16 protein-coding genes are annotated in these 15,467 nt (G+C 71.0%); 10 read left to right on the forward strand and 6 right to left on the reverse strand.

Annotated elements, in window-relative coordinates:
- Positions 1 to 83 precede the first annotated feature (83 nt).
- A complete protein-coding gene (locus ACIA5C_RS28920; RefSeq protein WP_396060072.1) occupies positions 84 to 704 on the reverse strand; it encodes a carbonic anhydrase in 621 nt (206 codons plus the stop codon).
- Positions 705 to 869: 165 nt separating this feature from the next.
- Between ACIA5C_RS28920 and ACIA5C_RS28925 the strand changes: the two genes are divergently transcribed.
- Positions 870 to 1,829 carry an alpha/beta fold hydrolase gene (locus ACIA5C_RS28925; RefSeq protein ID WP_396060074.1) on the forward strand — a complete coding sequence of 320 codons (960 nt, stop codon included), beginning with the start codon at positions 870 to 872 and terminating at the stop codon, positions 1,827 to 1,829.
- A gap of 30 nt (positions 1,830 to 1,859) precedes the next feature.
- Here ACIA5C_RS28925 and ACIA5C_RS28930 read toward each other — a convergent pair whose 3' ends face one another.
- Both ACIA5C_RS28930 and ACIA5C_RS28935 read right to left on the reverse strand, forming a co-directional pair.
- Positions 1,860 to 2,312 (reverse strand): SRPBCC domain-containing protein, encoded by a 453-nt coding sequence (locus ACIA5C_RS28930; RefSeq protein WP_396060076.1) that lies wholly within the window; start codon positions 2,310 to 2,312, stop codon positions 1,860 to 1,862.
- Positions 2,309 to 2,674 (reverse strand): ArsR/SmtB family transcription factor, encoded by a 366-nt coding sequence (locus tag ACIA5C_RS28935; protein WP_396060078.1) that lies wholly within the window; start codon positions 2,672 to 2,674, stop codon positions 2,309 to 2,311. Before ACIA5C_RS28935 ends, ACIA5C_RS28930 begins: the two co-directional genes overlap by 4 nt.
- Positions 2,675 to 2,801: 127 nt before the next feature.
- On the opposite strand from ACIA5C_RS28935, the gene ACIA5C_RS28940 reads away from it, so the two are divergent.
- Positions 2,802 to 4,925 carry a HelD family protein gene (locus tag ACIA5C_RS28940; protein WP_396060080.1) on the forward strand — a complete coding sequence of 708 codons (2,124 nt, stop codon included), beginning with the start codon at positions 2,802 to 2,804 and terminating at the stop codon, positions 4,923 to 4,925.
- A 4-nt stretch (positions 4,926 to 4,929) separates the two neighbouring features.
- Here ACIA5C_RS28940 and ACIA5C_RS28945 read toward each other — a convergent pair whose 3' ends face one another.
- The gene (locus ACIA5C_RS28945) at positions 4,930 to 5,844 is read right to left on the reverse strand and encodes an SMP-30/gluconolactonase/LRE family protein (RefSeq protein WP_396060082.1); all 915 of its coding nucleotides are present in this window, start codon (positions 5,842 to 5,844) and stop codon (positions 4,930 to 4,932) included.
- A 177-nt stretch (positions 5,845 to 6,021) separates the two neighbouring features.
- On the opposite strand from ACIA5C_RS28945, the gene ACIA5C_RS28950 reads away from it, so the two are divergent.
- The 3 genes from ACIA5C_RS28950 (at position 6,022) to surE (ending at position 8,199) form a co-directional block, all read left to right on the forward strand.
- Positions 6,022 to 6,327 (forward strand): hypothetical protein, encoded by a 306-nt coding sequence (locus ACIA5C_RS28950; protein ID WP_396060084.1) that lies wholly within the window; start codon positions 6,022 to 6,024, stop codon positions 6,325 to 6,327.
- A gap of 94 nt (positions 6,328 to 6,421) precedes the next feature.
- Entirely contained in the window at positions 6,422 to 7,354 is a 933-nt protein-coding gene (locus ACIA5C_RS28955; protein ID WP_396060086.1) for a 1-phosphofructokinase family hexose kinase, read from the forward strand.
- A complete protein-coding gene (surE, locus tag ACIA5C_RS28960) occupies positions 7,351 to 8,199 on the forward strand; it encodes a 5'/3'-nucleotidase SurE (protein ID WP_396060088.1) in 849 nt (282 codons plus the stop codon). Before ACIA5C_RS28955 ends, surE begins: the two co-directional genes overlap by 4 nt.
- 210 nt (positions 8,200 to 8,409) lie before the next feature.
- On the opposite strand, the gene ACIA5C_RS28965 is transcribed toward surE, so the two are convergent.
- The gene (locus ACIA5C_RS28965; protein ID WP_396060090.1) at positions 8,410 to 8,772 is read right to left on the reverse strand and encodes an STAS domain-containing protein; all 363 of its coding nucleotides are present in this window, start codon (positions 8,770 to 8,772) and stop codon (positions 8,410 to 8,412) included.
- Between the two features lie 317 nt (positions 8,773 to 9,089).
- Between ACIA5C_RS28965 and ACIA5C_RS28970 the strand changes: the two genes are divergently transcribed.
- The 5 genes from ACIA5C_RS28970 to ACIA5C_RS28990 all read left to right on the forward strand — a co-directional run bounded on the left by ACIA5C_RS28970 (position 9,090) and on the right by ACIA5C_RS28990 (position 13,720).
- Positions 9,090 to 9,581: a hypothetical protein gene (locus tag ACIA5C_RS28970; protein WP_396060092.1), complete on the forward strand. Its 492-nt coding sequence runs from the start codon at positions 9,090 to 9,092 to the stop codon at positions 9,579 to 9,581.
- A 246-nt stretch (positions 9,582 to 9,827) separates the two neighbouring features.
- Complete coding sequence (locus ACIA5C_RS28975; protein ID WP_396060094.1) at positions 9,828 to 11,258, forward strand: protein kinase; 1,431 nt, start codon at positions 9,828 to 9,830, stop codon at positions 11,256 to 11,258.
- A gap of 36 nt (positions 11,259 to 11,294) precedes the next feature.
- The gene (locus ACIA5C_RS28980) at positions 11,295 to 12,146 is read left to right on the forward strand and encodes a MerR family transcriptional regulator (RefSeq protein WP_396060096.1); all 852 of its coding nucleotides are present in this window, start codon (positions 11,295 to 11,297) and stop codon (positions 12,144 to 12,146) included.
- A gap of 74 nt (positions 12,147 to 12,220) precedes the next feature.
- Positions 12,221 to 12,946: a hypothetical protein gene (locus ACIA5C_RS28985; protein WP_396060098.1), complete on the forward strand. Its 726-nt coding sequence runs from the start codon at positions 12,221 to 12,223 to the stop codon at positions 12,944 to 12,946.
- A 72-nt stretch (positions 12,947 to 13,018) separates the two neighbouring features.
- Positions 13,019 to 13,720: a hypothetical protein gene (locus ACIA5C_RS28990; protein ID WP_396060100.1), complete on the forward strand. Its 702-nt coding sequence runs from the start codon at positions 13,019 to 13,021 to the stop codon at positions 13,718 to 13,720.
- A 6-nt stretch (positions 13,721 to 13,726) separates the two neighbouring features.
- Here the strand turns inward: ACIA5C_RS28990 and argS are convergent, their stop codons facing one another.
- The gene (argS, locus tag ACIA5C_RS28995) at positions 13,727 to 15,358 is read right to left on the reverse strand and encodes an arginine--tRNA ligase (protein ID WP_396060102.1); all 1,632 of its coding nucleotides are present in this window, start codon (positions 15,356 to 15,358) and stop codon (positions 13,727 to 13,729) included.
- Positions 15,359 to 15,467 lie beyond the last annotated feature (109 nt).

Genomic DNA, 15,467 nt, shown 5'->3' on the forward strand with positions numbered 1-15,467 from the left:
CGCATTCTCTGAAGATCATCACACGGCGATCATCGGGGCATGATCACCGCTTAAAATCCCATTCCGGACTTTTGGCTTCCAAGTCAGGGAAGCAGGTCAACCAGACCGGTGTCGAGGTCGTACGAGGCACCGACGATCTGCACCCGGCCCTCGGCCAGCGCGGCGGCCACACCCTCCTTGTCGCGGAGGCGACCGACCGTACGCCGTACGTGTGCGCGCATCGCCTGCTCGGCGACGTCCGGACTGCCGAGCCCGACCTCCTCGACCGCGGGCGCGATCTCGTCGATCAGGTAGCCGATGTCGCCACCCGGCCGGTCTCCGGCCAGCAGCGCCTCCACCGTGCCCTGCACCGCGCCGCAGCGCTTGTGACCGAGCACCATGATCAGAGGAACGCCCAGCTTGTCGACCGCGAAGTCGACCGAGCCGAGCACCGCCCGGTCGAGCACGTGCGCGCCGGAGCGGATCACGCAGATCGAACCGAAGGTCTGATCGAAGATCGCCTCCAGCGGGACCCGCGAGTCGATGCAGCCCAGCACCACGGCGTGCGGCTGCTGGCCACCCGAGGCGGCGGCCGCGGCCGAGACGCGGTGACCGTGCTCGGGACGACCACTGACGAATCGCTTGTTGCCGGCCAGCAGTTCGGCCAGGGCTTCCTCGGGGTTGGTGATCGGGGGATCCGGGGGGGCGGACGGGGCAATCGTCATAGTCGAATTCTCGCTGAGTTCGCCCCGGTCAGCAGCGAGTGCGAGGCAACTCACGCGGAGCAGCCGGTGATCTTCGTCCGATGGACCGGTGGATTTCGGCCTGATCGCGAGTAATGCTTATTACCCGCGGGTATTGCGGGACCCCTGCCACGAGCGGAGGTGCGCATGACCGAGCGATCGGAGCTGACTCTCGCCGACGGCGTCCGGTTACGCGTCGACGCGTGCGGGCCCGCCGACGCCGCGGTGACCGTGGTCCTTTTGCACGGCTGGTGCCTCGACCGGCGCACCTGGCACCACCAGGTTGCGGCGCTGCAGGCGATGTCGCCCCGCCCGCGGGTGATCGCCTTCGACACCAGGGGACACGGCCGGTCGGACACGACCGGACTGACCTCGGCCACGCTCGGCCAACTCGGCGACGACCTGGCCGAGGTGCTGCGCAACCATGCGGCCTCGGGCCCGGTGGTGCTGGCCGGCCACTCGATGGGCGGCATGGCGATCATGGAATACGCGTACCGGCACCCGGTGGACTTCGCGCAGCGGGTGGCCGGACTGCTCTTCGTCTCGACGTCCGCCGAGGGGCACACCCACACCCGCTACGGGCTCCCCCCGCGTCTGGCCACCCTGATGCGGGCGGGCGAGGTGCTCGGCGCCGGCGTACTGGCCCGCTCCGGCCCCTGGCGCCCGCACCGGGCGGTGCTGCCGGCCCTGCGCCCGGCCCTGCGCTGGCTGCTCTTCGGCGACCAGTACGACGACGACGCGCTGGGCATCACGATGCGGGGCGTCGGGCGGGCCTCGCTGCGGTCGATCGGCGGTTTCCGCTCCTCGATCGGCACCCAGCAGCGGCTCGGCACGCTCGCCGCGCTGGGCGACGTGCCGGCCGCGGTGCTGGTCGGCGACCGCGACCGGCTGACCCCGCCGCCGTGCGCCGAGTCGATTGCCGGGGCGCTGCCCGGCGCCGAGCTCACCGTCTGCCCGGGCGCCGGCCACATGCTGCTGCTGGAGCGGCCCGACGAGGTGTCGGCCGCCCTGGTCGCGATCACCGAGCGGGCGGCCCTCAGCACCTCTGCCGAGCGCAAGCGGCGCGCCCGGCGGGCGCGCCGGGCCGGGTACGACCGAGCCGCCTAGAGAACCGAGCCGCCTAGAGAACCGAGCCGCCTAAAGAGTGGCGTCGAGAGCGCCGAGAAGATCTTCGGTGCCCTGGCGACGCTGGGCCGGGTTGTCCAGGCCGTCCAGGTAGACGCCCTGCTCGGTGAGTACGAAGTCGGTCCCGCCGTCCTTGCCCGGCCGCATCTCGAGGGTGGCGACCGAGACCGAGATGCGCTGCCCGTTCATGGTCATCTCGTACGTGTAGACGATCCGCTCGTCCGGCACGATGTCGGTGTACGTCACGTAGTAGCCGAAGCGGGTGCCGTCGCCGAGGACCGACACCACGCTCTCGCGTCCGCCCTCGCGGAACTCGAACACCTCGTCCTCGCGCTTCATGTCCGGGCCGCCGAACCACTTGCCTTTGGCCTCCCGGTCGGCGAACGCGTGGAAGACGCGGCCCGGCGCGGCCTTGAAGTGGCGGTCGATCACGAAGGTGTCGTGGACGCTGGAACGGTCGGTCATGGTTGATCTCCTTCGGAAGATGACGAGTCGAGTTCGGAAGATGACGAGTCGAGGAACTCCTCGAGGCGGTCGAGGCGGTCGGCCCACAGCGCCCGCCGGTCGGCGAGCCACTGCTCGGCCTGCTGCAGCGCGGCCGGTTCCAGCCGACAGGTGCGCACCCGGCCGACCTTCTGCGACCGGACCAGCCCGCTCTCCTCCAGCACCCGCAGGTGCTGCAGCACCGCGGGCAGGGACATGGTCAGCGGCTCGGCCAGTTCCTTGACCGAGGCCGGTCCGCGGCTGAGCCGGTCGACCATCGCCCGGCGGCTGCCGTCCGACAGCGCGGCGTAAACGGAGTCGAGCCGGCCCGAATAGTTAAGCACTTACTTAACCTTTCCTATCGGCCGGGAGTTGTCAAGAAGTCGCCCCGCGTCGACCTCGCCGGCGCGGCCGGAGTAAGTTCGATTGCTCCCCTGAACGGGAGCGCACACTTCAGAGAAAGCAACCGACTTGAGCGACGCCACCGTCCTGCAGCAGGAGATAGCGGTCGAACAGGAGCACGTGGATCGGGTCTACACCCGCCTCACCGAGCTCCGCCGGGACGCTTCCCGCGCCGAGAAGGAGGGCTATCAGCTGGCCGGTGTCGGCACGTTCGGCGCCCTGGTCGAGCGAGATGCCATGGTCTTCCACGCCGCCCGCCGGCGGCACGCGCTCGACACCGAGTACGAGGGGCTCGTCTTCGGTCGCCTCGACCTGTTGACCGGCGCCACCCACTACGTCGGCCGGATGGGCATCCGCGACGAATCGTCGCAGCCGCTGGTGGTCGACTGGCGCGCACCCGCGGCGGCCGCGTTCTATCGGGCCACCGCCGCCGAGCCGCTCGGCGTGGTGCGCCGCCGCATGATCCAGTCGAGCCGCGAAAAGGTCACCGGCATCGAGGACGACCTGCTCGACCCCGAGGCCGCGCCGCCCGGCATGCGGGTCGTCGGCGACGGCGCCCTGCTGGCCAGCCTCTCCAAGGCGACCGGCCGGGGCATGCGCGACATCGTCGCGACGATCCAGCGGGAGCAGGACGACGCGATCCGCTCCCAGGCCTCCGGCGTCACCGTGGTGACCGGCGGCCCGGGCACCGGCAAGACCGCGGTCGCCCTGCACCGCGCGGCCTACCTGCTCTATTCCGACCGCAACCGGTTCGCCGGCGGCGGCATCCTCGTCGTCGGCCCGTCCGGCGTCTTCGTCGACTACATCGCGACCGTGCTGCCGTCGCTCGGCGAGGACACGGCCACGCTGCGGTCGCTCGGCACGCTGGTCGCCGGCTACGAGGCGACCCGGGTCGACCCGGGCGAGGTCGCGGCGATCAAGGGCTCCCTGCGCATGCGCCGGGTGCTCGAGCGGGCCTCGCACGACGCGGTGCCCGGCGGCCCGACCGAGTTGCGCCTGCTCTACCGGGGCACGCTGCTACGGCTCGACGCGGCCGACCTCGAGAAGGTCCGGCGCAAGGCGCTCCCCCGGGGTGCCCGGCGCAACGAGGTGCGCGGCCACGGGTTCGACGGCGTCTTCGACGCGCTCTGGGCCCAGGCCCGCCAGCTCAAGGCCAGCGGCCTGCCGGAGAAGGCCGACTTCGAGGCCGATCTGGCCGACCGCGGCGACTTCCGGGAGTTCCTGAAGGCGTGGTGGCCGCGGTTCACCCCGACCCGGGTCCTGCGCTGGCTGGCCGATCCGGCACGCCTCCGCGCGTACGCCAACGGCCTGCTCTCCCGCGAGGAGATCGCCACCCTCCAGGGATCTTTCGACGCCTTGGCGTCGGAAGGTCCGACGATCGCCGACGTGGCGCTGCTCGACGAACTCGACGAGCTCCTGGGCCGGCCGCGGCGGCCGGCCAAGAAGACGAAGAACCCCTTTCACGTACGCGACGGCATCCAGGAGGTCAGCACCTACTCCGACCGACAGGCGGCCGCCCGGACCCCGCACATGCAGCGCGACGAGGACTACCGCGACTACGCGCACGTCGTGGTCGACGAGTCGCAGGACGTCTCGCCGATGCAGTGGCGCATGATCGGCCGCCGCGGGTCGTACGCGTCGTGGACGATCGTCGGCGACCCGGCCCAGACCGCGTGGTCGGGCGACCCGGACGAGCTCGACCGGGCCCGTGACCGCGCGCTCGGCTCCCGCAAGCGCAACAGCTACGCGCTGACCACCAACTACCGCAACTCGTCGGAGATCTTCGAGGTCGCCGCCTCGGTGATCCGCACGATCATGCCCGACCTGCCGCTGCCCCGCGCGGTGCGCAGCACCGGGGTCGACCCGGTCGACGTGGTCACCGACCCGGCGGCGCTGCCCGAGGTGGTCCGCGAGCTGGCCGAGAAGCAGCTGAGCGACGTCGACGGCACGATCGGCGTGATCACCCCGGTGCCGCGCCGCGACGAGATGGCGGGCTGGGTACAGGGCCTGCCCGAGCGGGTCCAGGTGGTCACCGCACTGGAGGCCAAGGGCATGGAGTACGACGCGGTCGTCCTGGTCGAGCCGGGCGCTCTGACCAGGGACCGGTCCGGCATCCGTACGCTCTACGTCGCCCTCTCCCGCGCCACGCAGCGCCTGACCACCGTCGGCACCGACCCTTCCTGGCACCCTTAGAGGGTCACGGGATGGCCAGGCTCACCGCGGTGTACGCCGTGGTGGGCGTGGCCGTCGTGGTGAAGCGGGCGTTGGGCAGATAGAAGCGGCCGCCCCACTGAGCGATCGTGGTCGGCACGTCGAAGCGGGCGTCCTTGGTGCGCGACTGGACGGCGCCCCGGTCGCCGTCCTTGTCCATCTTGATCTTGGTGATCACGTTGTCGCGGTTCTGCACCACATAGAGGATGCGGCCGCGGAGCAGCATGCCGTCGCCGTAGAGCAGCGACTCGCCGCCGAGGTCGACCGCGCTGCTGCGGCCGTCGAGGCTCACCCGGAACAGCTTGCCGGTGTTGGACTGCACCACGAGCAGGTGACGACCGTCCGGCAGGGCGACGATCCCGTTGGCGTTGGTGCCCGCCTCGAATTCGAACGACCCGGTCAGCGGCACCCGGACCGCCTCGTCGGGCAACTCCCCGCCGGCACCGAGGGGCAGCTTGAAGAGCACCGGGTTGGCCGAGTCGGTGAACCAGGCGGCGGTGCTGGTCAGCACCACGTCGTTGATGAACGCGGCGCCGGTCTGCAGCCGATAGGTCTTCAGCACCCGGCCGGTCGCGGTGTCGATCACCCGGGCGTCACCTCCGGTGCCGCCGGCCACGAAGAGCCGGCCCCGGCCGTCCAGCCTCAGACCCAGGGAAGGAGTTCCGGTTCCGGCACTGAGCAGCGCATTCTTTCCCGTACGCAGGTTGATCCGGAGAATGTCGCCGGTGGCCCGTGAGCCGAGGTACGCGTACGGCTTCGCACCGATCGCGATCCCCTCGGGCGCAAAGCCGTCGGGCAGGCTCAGGGCGTCCGGGAGGGCGGCGATGGCCGGCCGGGCACCGGCGGTGAGGGTCAGCGCGGCGGCGATCGCGACCGCGAGGGCACGTCGGAGCAGGGTCATACCGTGATTCCAGCCGCCCGCCGGCGACCGGGCGGCCCACTTGGAAAAACTGATGTGGCGATCACCACTCCAAACGGTGCACCCTGATCACATCGGTCACCAGGTGCGTCGACCTCCGTCCTGATCTCGACTGCATCCCTACGCTTGGTGGCCATGCATACACGGAGGGAAAGCAACATGGCCGTCATCCACCAGCCCCGGGTCGCCTGGGACGGCGCTCGCGCCATCGTCCGGGCGGCCGGCAGCGCGCACTACGAGGGCTTCGCCAACCGCGTGCTGCAACAACTCGGCAGCGGGGTCTACGGCGACTTCGCCGACACCCGGCAGCGGCTGCTCACGGCGTACGTCGAGACGGGCGGCGACCGCTACGTCGCCGACGTCGAGGCCGGCAAGTGGCGGGTGCGCCTGGAGGACCTGCTGCACGAGCGCCCCGAACTCAGCGTGGTGATCCTCGGCCTGACCGAGGAGGCGTTCGAGCTCTGAACGACGGGCTGGGTGCAAAGACTCTCTCCGTCGGAATGGCACCTGTTTGGCGGAACGCGCCCGCGACTTATGGCTAAAGGCCACAATGTCGGATATGAGTGACGCTCGGGTCATGGTCTTCGCACCCGCCCCACAACTCACGGTCACCATCGAGCAGCAACACGATGATCCCGAACTGCACGTCCACCCGGGTGGCCAGGGCATCTGGCAGACCCGGATGATCACTTCGCTCGGTGCCGAGGTGATCCTGTGCGCCGCCGTCGGCGGCGAGGTCGGCCGGGTCCTCAAGCCGCTGCTCGACTTCAAGGGCGTCACCCTGCGCACGGTTCCCCGCGAGACCGGCAGCGGCTGGTACGTCCACGACCGCCGCGACGGCACCCGCCAGGAGATCGCCGAACGGCCCGGCACCCCGCTCACCCGCCACGAACTGGACGAGCTCTACAACCTGGCCCTGGCCGAAGGCCTGCGGGCCGGCATCGCCGTGCTCAGCGGGCCGGCGCACCCCTCGGTGATCCGGGCCGACGTCTACAACCGGCTCGCCGGCGACCTCCGGGCCAACGGCTGCAAGGTGATCGCCGACCTGTGCGGCAAACACCTCCAGGCGGTGCTCGAGGCCGGCCTCGACGTGGTCAAGATCAGCCACGAGGAGCTGATCGCGGACGGGCTGGCCGCCGACGACTCCGACGAGCAGCTGTCCGGCGCGCTGGTGAAGCTGCACGAGAACGGCGCCGAGACGGTGCTCGTCTCGCGCGCCCACAACGGCGCACTGGCCCTGTTCAACGAGGAGATCTACCGCGTCGGCGTACCCAAGCTGACCAGCGCCGACCACCGCGGGGCCGGCGACTCGATGACCGCGGGCGTCGCGGCCGTGCTCGCCCGGGGCGGCGACATGAGCCAGGCGGTCCGCACCGGGGCCGCCGCGGGCTCCCTCAACGTCACCCGGCACGGGCTCGGCACGGGCCACCTGGACGCGGTCCAGGTGCTCACCGAGCGGGTTCAGCTCACCCCGATCAAGAAGGCGCGATGACAACCAGTCTGAGAATCCTGGTCACCAACGACGACGGCATCGACTCCCCCGGCCTGCGCTGGCTGGCCCGGGCCGCGGCCCGGGAAGGACACGACGTCGTGGTCGCGGCGCCGGTCACCGAGGCGAGCGGCAGCAGCGCGGCGATGACCGCGATCGAGGAACACGGCAAGATCATTCTGCACAAGCGCGAGCTCACCGGGGCCAAGCACATTCCCGCGTACGCGGTGGCGGCGTCGCCCGCGTACATCGTGCTGCTGGCCCTGCGGGAAGCCTTCGGCGAGGTCCCCGACATGGTGCTGTCGGGCATCAACCGAGGAGCCAACGCCGGCTCGGCGGTGGTGCACTCGGGAACGGTCGGCGCCACCCTCACCGGCTCGTACGCCGGCCTGCACGGGCTGGCGGTGTCGCTGGACGTGCTGACGCCGCGCCAGTCGTCGGCCCGCAGCGGAGGGGCGGCGATCATCGCGATCGACCATGAGCTGGACGAGAAGCGGCACTGGGGCAGCGCGGCCGAGCTGGCGGTGCGCCTGATTCCGACACTACGGCACACCGCGACCGGAACCGTCTTCAACCTCAACGTCCCCGACCTGCACCTGGACGGGATCCGCGGGTTGCGGCGGGCGGCGCTGGCCCAGTTCGGGCAGGTGCAGATGAGCATCGCCGAGGCGGGCGAGGGCTTCGTGCGGACGGCCGTCCAGGCCGCCGACGAGACGCTGGAACCGGACACCGACCTGGCGGCCCTGGCCGAACACTTCGCCGTGGTAACGCCAATCAGAGCCCCGGTAGAGGCCGCAGACGTCCGCTTCAGCCTAGAAACCATCAAAGTCCAGTCCCCAGCGATCTAACTCCGAAGCGCGACCACCCACCCGCCTCTTGAAGCGCGACCACCCACCCGCCTCTTGAAGCGCGACCACCCACCCGCGATTTGCCGCCGGGGCAAATCGCCGCGGAGCGAAGCGGAGCCAGCAAGTACAGCAAACCCATCAGACACACCAAACCCACAAAACACACCAAAACGCCCGGCGGAGAACCTCCACCGGGCGTTTTGGCCGAGATCAGGCCCCTGTTATTGCGGGTTCTGCGTCCGCGCCGCCGAAGGGCATCGGGTTGCCGAAGAGGCCGAGCAGTCCGGTCACCCAGAGTTGGCGGTGAGCGAACCGGCTGGGCCGGGTCACGATCAGCTTGACCTCACTGACCCCGGCGAGCTGGAACGCGGCAACGAGCGCGCTGATGCCCACGGAGTCGATGAAGGTCACGCTCTGCATGTTGAGCTCGATGCGCTCGGGTAGCCGGCCCTCGGTGAGCTGGGCGGCCACGGCTTCGCGGATCTCGTACGCGTTCTCGACGTCAATCTCGCCGCTCGGTGCGACTTCCACCACGCCGTTGGCAAGCGTCGACGTCATTATCGACAGCGTCACGCCACTTCCCTCCACCCACCCGGAACCGGTCCGAGCGTCTGCTCCTCATGTGCGCGGGCCGCGACGCAGCGTAGTGCATCGCGTGCGCAGCCCGACGCCGGGGGCAACCGAGGCTACCCCCAGAAGGTTCGGTGAAACTGACCGAAAGGTTAGGCGCCGAACCTGTTAGCCACCTGAGTGACCCGTGTGAACCGCGTCAACTCTACCGGTCTCTGTCCAGTCGATTGGCCGAACGTGACGGCGTCCACACCGGACACGTTTGCCGAATAATGCGCTTGGGCAGGGGTAATGGCAACAGCCGCAGAGAGGTGACCGAGATGTTCTCGAGCAGGAACAAGGCCGAACGGACGACGGCGCAGGCCTGGGACTATCTGTCGTCGGCCATGACCACGGCCGGGGACACCGCCAACGAGCTGGGCGGACACACCGCCGACGCCGCGGCTCGATTCGCCGACCAGGCCGGCAGGATCGCGGACCGGGCCGGGCGAAGAGGTCAGAAACTGGCCGGAAAGGCGCAGAAGAGGGGCCGCAAGCTGGCCAGGAAGGCCAACAAGCGGGGCTCGACACTCGCGAGCGTGGCGAGCGGCAAGGCCGACGAGGCGTGGAGCCGGGCGAACGCCGCGGCCGACGCGCTCGCCGGACGCAGGCGCCGCCCGTGGGGGCTGCTCCTCGGGGCCGGGCTGGTCGGTGGGGCCGTCGGCTTCGCGGCCGCTGGGGCGATGCGGGCCGCCAAGGAGCGCGAGGCCGAGACCCACGAGCTGGAGATGGCCGGCAACACGGTGATCGTTACCCCCTCGTACGACGACTGAGCCCGTACGGCGGGACCCGTAGGGCCGCCGGACGGAGCCCTTCGCCGCCCGGCGGCCCTACCCTGTCCTGACGGGCGCGCGGTTCGTCGGGCCCGGCGACTTGCCAGCTCATCGCCGATTCGGCCGAGGGGCGGAAAGGTGCCCCCGCTCATCGCCCGACAGCGACAGCGCTCTGTACAGTTGGGCGTCGTTTCCCTGGCCGTCTCGCCGCTGTGGCGTGGCCACCTGATCAGATAAGGTCCGTCGGTGCTCACTGCGGGACACCTCCTCGGCAACCGATATCGGTTGGACGAGCGCATCGCCACCGGAGGGATGGGCGATGTGTGGAAGGGCACGGATGTCGTGCTCGGCCGAGTCGTCGCCGTCAAGGTGCTGCGCACCGCGATGCTGTCCGACCCCGAGTTCGCGGCCCGGTTCTACGGCGAGGCCCGCATGATGGCCGCCTTCCGGCACCCGGGCGTCGTCGAGGTCTACGACTACGCGAGCGCCGACGACACCGACGACGAGCAGGTCGCCTACCTGGTCATGGCGTACGTGGAGGGCGAGCCGCTCTCCAACCGGGTGAAACAGGGCCCGATGGGCGTCACCGAGACCATGACGATCGTCGCCCAGGCGGCCGACGCCCTGCACGCCGCCCACGAGGCCGGCACGGTGCACCGCGACGTCAAACCGGGCAATCTGATCGTCAAGCCGACCGGCGCGGTCGTGCTTGTCGACTTCGGTGTCGCCCGTTCGGCCGCCGTGACCAGCGTGACCCAGGCCAACGCGATCGTCGGCACCGCTCTCTACATGGCGCCCGAGCAGGTGGCCAAGGGCAACGTCTCGCCGGCCACCGACATCTACGCGCTCGGCGCGGTCGCCTACCACTGCCTGGCCGGCCACCCGCCGTTCGACGGCGACAACGCGCTGCAGGTGGCGCTACGCCACCTCGAGGACGAGCCCGAGCCGCTGCCCGAACACGTGCCGCTGCCGGTGCGCGAGCTGATCTCCCGGGCCATGGCCAAGCAGCCGACCGACCGGTTCCAGAGCGCGGAGGAGTTCGCCGAGGCCGCGGTCGCGGCGGCGGGCCCGCTCGACTGGAAAAAGCTGACCGGCACCTCGCTGACCGCGCCGATGAGCCCGGCCGGCACGAGCGGCACCCGGCTGACCTCCCCGATGAGTCCGGCGCCCGCGACCCGGGCCGTGCCTCTCCCCCGCGAGCTGCTGGTGCCGGCCTCGGCTCCGGCGCAGTCGGTTTACACCACCTCGTCCTCGCTCAACCGGCGGCCGCCGCGCAGTCAGACCGCGCTGCTGATCGGCGTGATCGCGATGGTCGTGCTGGCCGGTGGGCTGGCGCTGGCGATCGCCCTGCGCGGAGGTTCGAAGCCGGCCGAGGGCTCGGGCACCCCCACCGGCACGCCGACGGCCCAGCCGAGCGGCAACGCCCCGTCCGAGCCGTCCCTCGGGGTCGTCCCGCCGCCCGCGACGACCGAGCAGCACCGGCCCAGCGGGCAGACCCAACGGCCGAGCCACACCCCGTCGGCCAAGCCGTCGAGCACGTCGCCGTCGACCCCGCCGACGACCAAGCCCACGACCACACCGCCGACCACCGCGCCGACGACCGCGCCCACCACGACGCCGCCGACGACCCCGGCCACGACCGATCCGGCCGGGGGAACGGGCAACCTCGGCACTTGACCCTGACCCCGTGTCAGGGCGGAAGGTGAACACACCATGTTCACTATCGGAGACTTCGCTGGCCTGGGCCGGGTGTCGGTGCGGATGCTGCGCCACTACGACGCCATCGGCCTGATCCGCCCCGCGCGCGTCGACCCGCACAGCGGCTACCGCTACTACACTGCGGCCCAGCTCCGGGTGCTCAACCGGGTGATCGCCCTCAAGGACCTCGGCTTCACGCTCCAGCAGGTGAAGTCGATGATCGAGGACAAGGTCGAGCCGTCCGAGCTGCGTGGCATGTTGCGGCTGCGCCGGGCCGAGCTGGCCGCCCAGGTCGAACGGGACGCCGCCCGCCTGACCCAGGTCGACGCCCGCCTGCGCCTGATCGAGACCGAGGGCCACATGGACACCGGCGACGTCGTCCTCAAGAACGTGCCGGCGATGCGGGTCGTCGAGCTGTCGGCGACCGCGGCCAGCTACGACGACGCGGCGTCGATCTCGGAAAACCTGAGCCCGCTCTATCCGCGGCTGATGGAGCTCATGAAGCAGCACGGCATCTCGATGACCGGCGCGCCGATCGGCTACTACGAGCCGGCGCCGCTCGGGCCGGGCGACGAGACGATCTCGGTGCACGCGGCGTTCCCGGTGGCGCCCGGCGCCGGGTCGGAGGGTCACGGCTTCGACGTGGTCGACCTGCCGCCGCTCGGTCCGGCCGCGACCGCGCTGCACATGGGCAGCATGATGGAAGCCATGGGCACGGTTCAGAAGATCGCCAACTGGATCGACGACAACGGCTACCGGCCGGTCGGGCCCGGCTTCGCCCGCGAGATCTACCTCGAGTGCCCGCCCTCCGAGTTCGACAAGTGGATCACCGAGTTGCAGGTGCCGGTGATCGCACCCGAGAACTAACCTCAGGTCGCGTCGCGGGCGGCCGATCGAAGCGGGTGCTGCAACCCAGCCGCTACCCGCGGAGGCCCCTCGCGATGACGACCCAGATCCCGTACGACCACGGGTCGGCGCAGCCGATGCCCGAATATCCGGCGTCCCCGCCGTGGGCCGAGCCCGCGCCGCCGGCCGCTCCGGAACCGCCGCCGACCGACGACACCCCGCACACCCGGCACGGGCAGCTGATGGTGCCCTACCCCGAGCTGATGCACAGCGCGGGACGGCCGGACCCGCCGACCTGGCTGCCGGTGGCGCTGGTCAGCCTGGTCCTGGCACTGGCCGGCGGGATCGCCGCGGCCGCGCTGGCCACCGACCGTCTCGGCCTGATGTGGGGCGTGCTGGCCGGCGCCTGCGGTGGCGGCCTCGGGCTGCTCGGCGCCACGGTGGCGGCGCGGCGGGCCCGCAAGGCGCGCAGGCAGGGCAATCCGCGCTATCCGTACTGGCTGGCGTTCGGACTGACGCTGGTCGCGGCCGCGGTGCCCGGGCTGTACGCGGTGGGAGTCACCGCCGGCATTGTGCAGTCGCAGGTGGTCGAGCCGCGGGTGCAGCTGACGGTCGAGCAGAGCCTCGTGCACAGCGGCCGGGTGTCGGTCCCGGACGGCGGCACCGTGCAGAGTGCCGACTGCCGGCCGATCGGGGCGCGGCGCGCGAACGACGGGTTGCGGGAGTACACGTGCTCGGTCGCGTTGAACTCCGGACGGACCGGGACCCTGCGGGTGACAGCGGACCGCAAGGGCAACTGGACATCGATCGCCGCAAAATAGACGGGGCAGCGGGCAGGGCGGTTGTCGCGGTAGTCTCACGCGCCCCGAAAACGTGCTTCCACGAGGTGAAACGTGTCCCAGCCCCAGCCGCCCGCCGTGCCCCCCGGCTACGCTCCGCCGCCCGGTTACGGGCCGCAGCCCGGCTACCCGACGTCGCCCGCACCGGGCTACCCGGCACCGGCCTACCCCCCGCCGGCCCAGCCCGGAGAAAACTTCGCGGGCCAACCGGGACCGGCCTACCCCGCCCCGGCCCAGCCGGGACAGAACTTCGCGGGCCAACCGGGACCGGCCTATCCCGCCCCGGCCCAGCCCGGACAGAACTTCGCGGGCCAGCCCGGACCGGCCGCCTACCCGATGGCCGCGCAGCTGCCGATGGTCTCGTGCCGGTTCTGCGGCAGCGTACCGGCCGTCGCCACGACCTTCCGCGGCCACCAGGGCATGATCGTGCTGATGCGGTTCCTGCGGACGGAGGGCCCGTTCTGCCGCGACTGCGGTCTCGGTACCTTCCGCCACATGACCTCGCGCACGCTGGTCCAGGGGTGGTACGGCTACGGATCGTTCATCATCACGCCCATCACCGTGCTGATCAACCTGTTCAAGCGCAACAAGGTGGCCAAGCTGCCGCCGCCGCAGCCCAACCCGTTCGGGCCGAGCCGCCAGCCGATGAATCCCGGCCCGCGGCTGCTCGCCCGCCCGTTGACCTGGCTCGGCCTCTGCATCCCGGTCGTCGTGCTCGGTCTTCTGATCACCGCGATCGCGACCAGCGGCAGCTGACGGCGCTCACATCTCGTCCGGCAGTTCGATGCCGAGCAGCGTGAGTCCCTGTTCGAGGGTCCGGGCGGTCCGGTCGGCCAGCGCCAGCCGGCTCGCCCGGGTGGCCCCGTCCGAACGCAGCACCGGGCACCTCTCGTAGAACACCGAGAACGCGACCGCCAGGTCGTGAAGGTAGGCGGCCAGCCGGTGCGGTTCCCGCCGGTCGCCCGCCGCCTGCACGGCCGGTTCGAAGCCGAGCAGGGCCAGCGCGAGCGCCCGTTCCGCGGGTTCGCCGAGCGACACCGGACCGAACACCACGTCGGTGCCGGCTCGGAAGAACATCGAGCGGATCCGGGCGTACGCGTACTGCAGGTACGGCCCGGTGTTGCCGGTCGTCGCCAGCATCCGGTCCCAGTCGAAGACGTAGTCGCTGCGCCGGTCCGACGACAGATCGGCGTACTTGACCGCGGCCATCCCGACCGCCTGCGACGACGCTCGCGCATCGGCCTCGTCGAGCAGGCCGCTGAGCTTGACCGAATCCCCGGCCCGGGTCCGCAGCATCCGTCCGTCGGTGCCGAGCACGGATCCGAAGTCGACGTGCTCGGCCGCGACCTCCGGGGTCAGCCATCCGGCCATCCGGGCGACCGCGAACACCATCGCGAAGTGGGTGCTCTGCGGGGTGCCGACCACGTACAGAAGCCGGTCGGCCTTCAGCTCCCGGACCCGGTAGCGGACGGCGGCGAGGTCGGTCGCCGCGTACCCGAAACCGCCGTCACTCTTGCGCACCAGCAGCGGCAGAGGATCGCCCTCACGACCGGCGAAGCCGGGCGGGAAGGCGCAGAGGGCGCCGTCGCTCTGAACGAGCAGGCCCTTCGCCCGCAGTTCGTCGAGCACCGACGCAAGCTGGTCCTGATAGAAGCTCTCGCCGACGAAGTCGTCCGGTTGAAGCGTGACGCCCAGCCGGTGATAGGCGTCCATGAATGCCTCCTCGGACTGCGCGACCAGCCGCCGCCACAGCTCCCGCGACCGCGGGTCGCCGCTCTGCAGCGCGACGACCCGCAGCCGGGCCCGCCGCTGGAAGTCCTCATCGGAGTCGAACCGCACCCGGGCCTCCCGGTAGAGCCGGGTCAGGTCGCCCAAGGAGTGGCCCGAGCCCTCGCCGGTGTCGACCAGATATTCGATCAGCATGCCGAACTGGGTGCCCCAGTCGCCGAGATGGTTGACCCGGACGACCTCGTGCCCCTGCCATTCGAGGATCCGGGCCAGCGCGTCGCCGATGATCGTCGATCTCAGGTTGCCGACGTGCATCTCCTTGGCGACGTTCGGCCCCGAGTAGTCGAGGACGATGCGCTCGCCGCCCGCCGGTTGCGGCTCGGGGAAACCCGCGGCCGCCGAGGCGAGGAAGTCGTCGTCGACGGTCAGATTGAGGAAACCGGGGCCGGAAACCGAGATCGTGGCCAGGCCGGACAGGTCGGCGGCGGCCACCACCTCGGCCGCCACCTCGCTCGGCGGCCGCCGCAGCGCATGAGCCAGCGCGAGCACCGCATTGGACTGGAAGTCGGCGTGCTGGGAGACGCGTACGGCCGGATCGACCGGACGGCCCGCGACCGCACCGAAGGCGCCGGCCAGCCGGGCGGCGAGGAGAGCTTCGAGATTCATGACCGTTCCCGTCGGTGAGAGACGGGTCGCCGGTCGGTGTCACGAACGAGCGGGGCACCGGCGGGATCGACCCGCCGGTGGAAGTGCAGCAGTCAGCGGCGGTCGTCGG

The sequence above is a fragment of the Actinoplanes sp. NPDC051343 genome, from assembly GCF_044455125.1.
Classification (GTDB): Bacteria; Actinomycetota; Actinomycetes; order Mycobacteriales; family Micromonosporaceae; genus Actinoplanes.

Bases quoted from the DNA above. Each gene is read 5' to 3' on its own strand.
- ACIA5C_RS28945 (WP_396060082.1), bottom strand. From the start codon at position 5,844: ATGACCCTGCTCCGACGTGCCCTCGCGGTCGCGATCGCCGCCGCGCTG.
- ACIA5C_RS28950 (WP_396060084.1), top strand. From the start codon at position 6,022: ATGGCCGTCATCCACCAGCCCCGGGTCGCCTGGGACGGCGCTCGCGCC.
- ACIA5C_RS28980 (WP_396060096.1), top strand. From the start codon at position 11,295: ATGTTCACTATCGGAGACTTCGCTGGCCTGGGCCGGGTGTCGGTGCGG.
- ACIA5C_RS28955 (WP_396060086.1), top strand. From the start codon at position 6,422: ATGAGTGACGCTCGGGTCATGGTCTTCGCACCCGCCCCACAACTCACG.
- ACIA5C_RS28930 (WP_396060076.1), bottom strand. From the start codon at position 2,312: ATGACCGACCGTTCCAGCGTCCACGACACCTTCGTGATCGACCGCCAC.
- ACIA5C_RS28920 (WP_396060072.1), bottom strand. From the start codon at position 704: ATGACGATTGCCCCGTCCGCCCCCCCGGATCCCCCGATCACCAACCCC.
- ACIA5C_RS28925 (WP_396060074.1), top strand. From the start codon at position 870: ATGACCGAGCGATCGGAGCTGACTCTCGCCGACGGCGTCCGGTTACGC.
- surE (WP_396060088.1), top strand. From the start codon at position 7,351: ATGACAACCAGTCTGAGAATCCTGGTCACCAACGACGACGGCATCGAC.
- ACIA5C_RS28985 (WP_396060098.1), top strand. From the start codon at position 12,221: ATGACGACCCAGATCCCGTACGACCACGGGTCGGCGCAGCCGATGCCC.
- ACIA5C_RS28970 (WP_396060092.1), top strand. From the start codon at position 9,090: ATGTTCTCGAGCAGGAACAAGGCCGAACGGACGACGGCGCAGGCCTGG.
- argS (WP_396060102.1), bottom strand. From the start codon at position 15,358: ATGAATCTCGAAGCTCTCCTCGCCGCCCGGCTGGCCGGCGCCTTCGGT.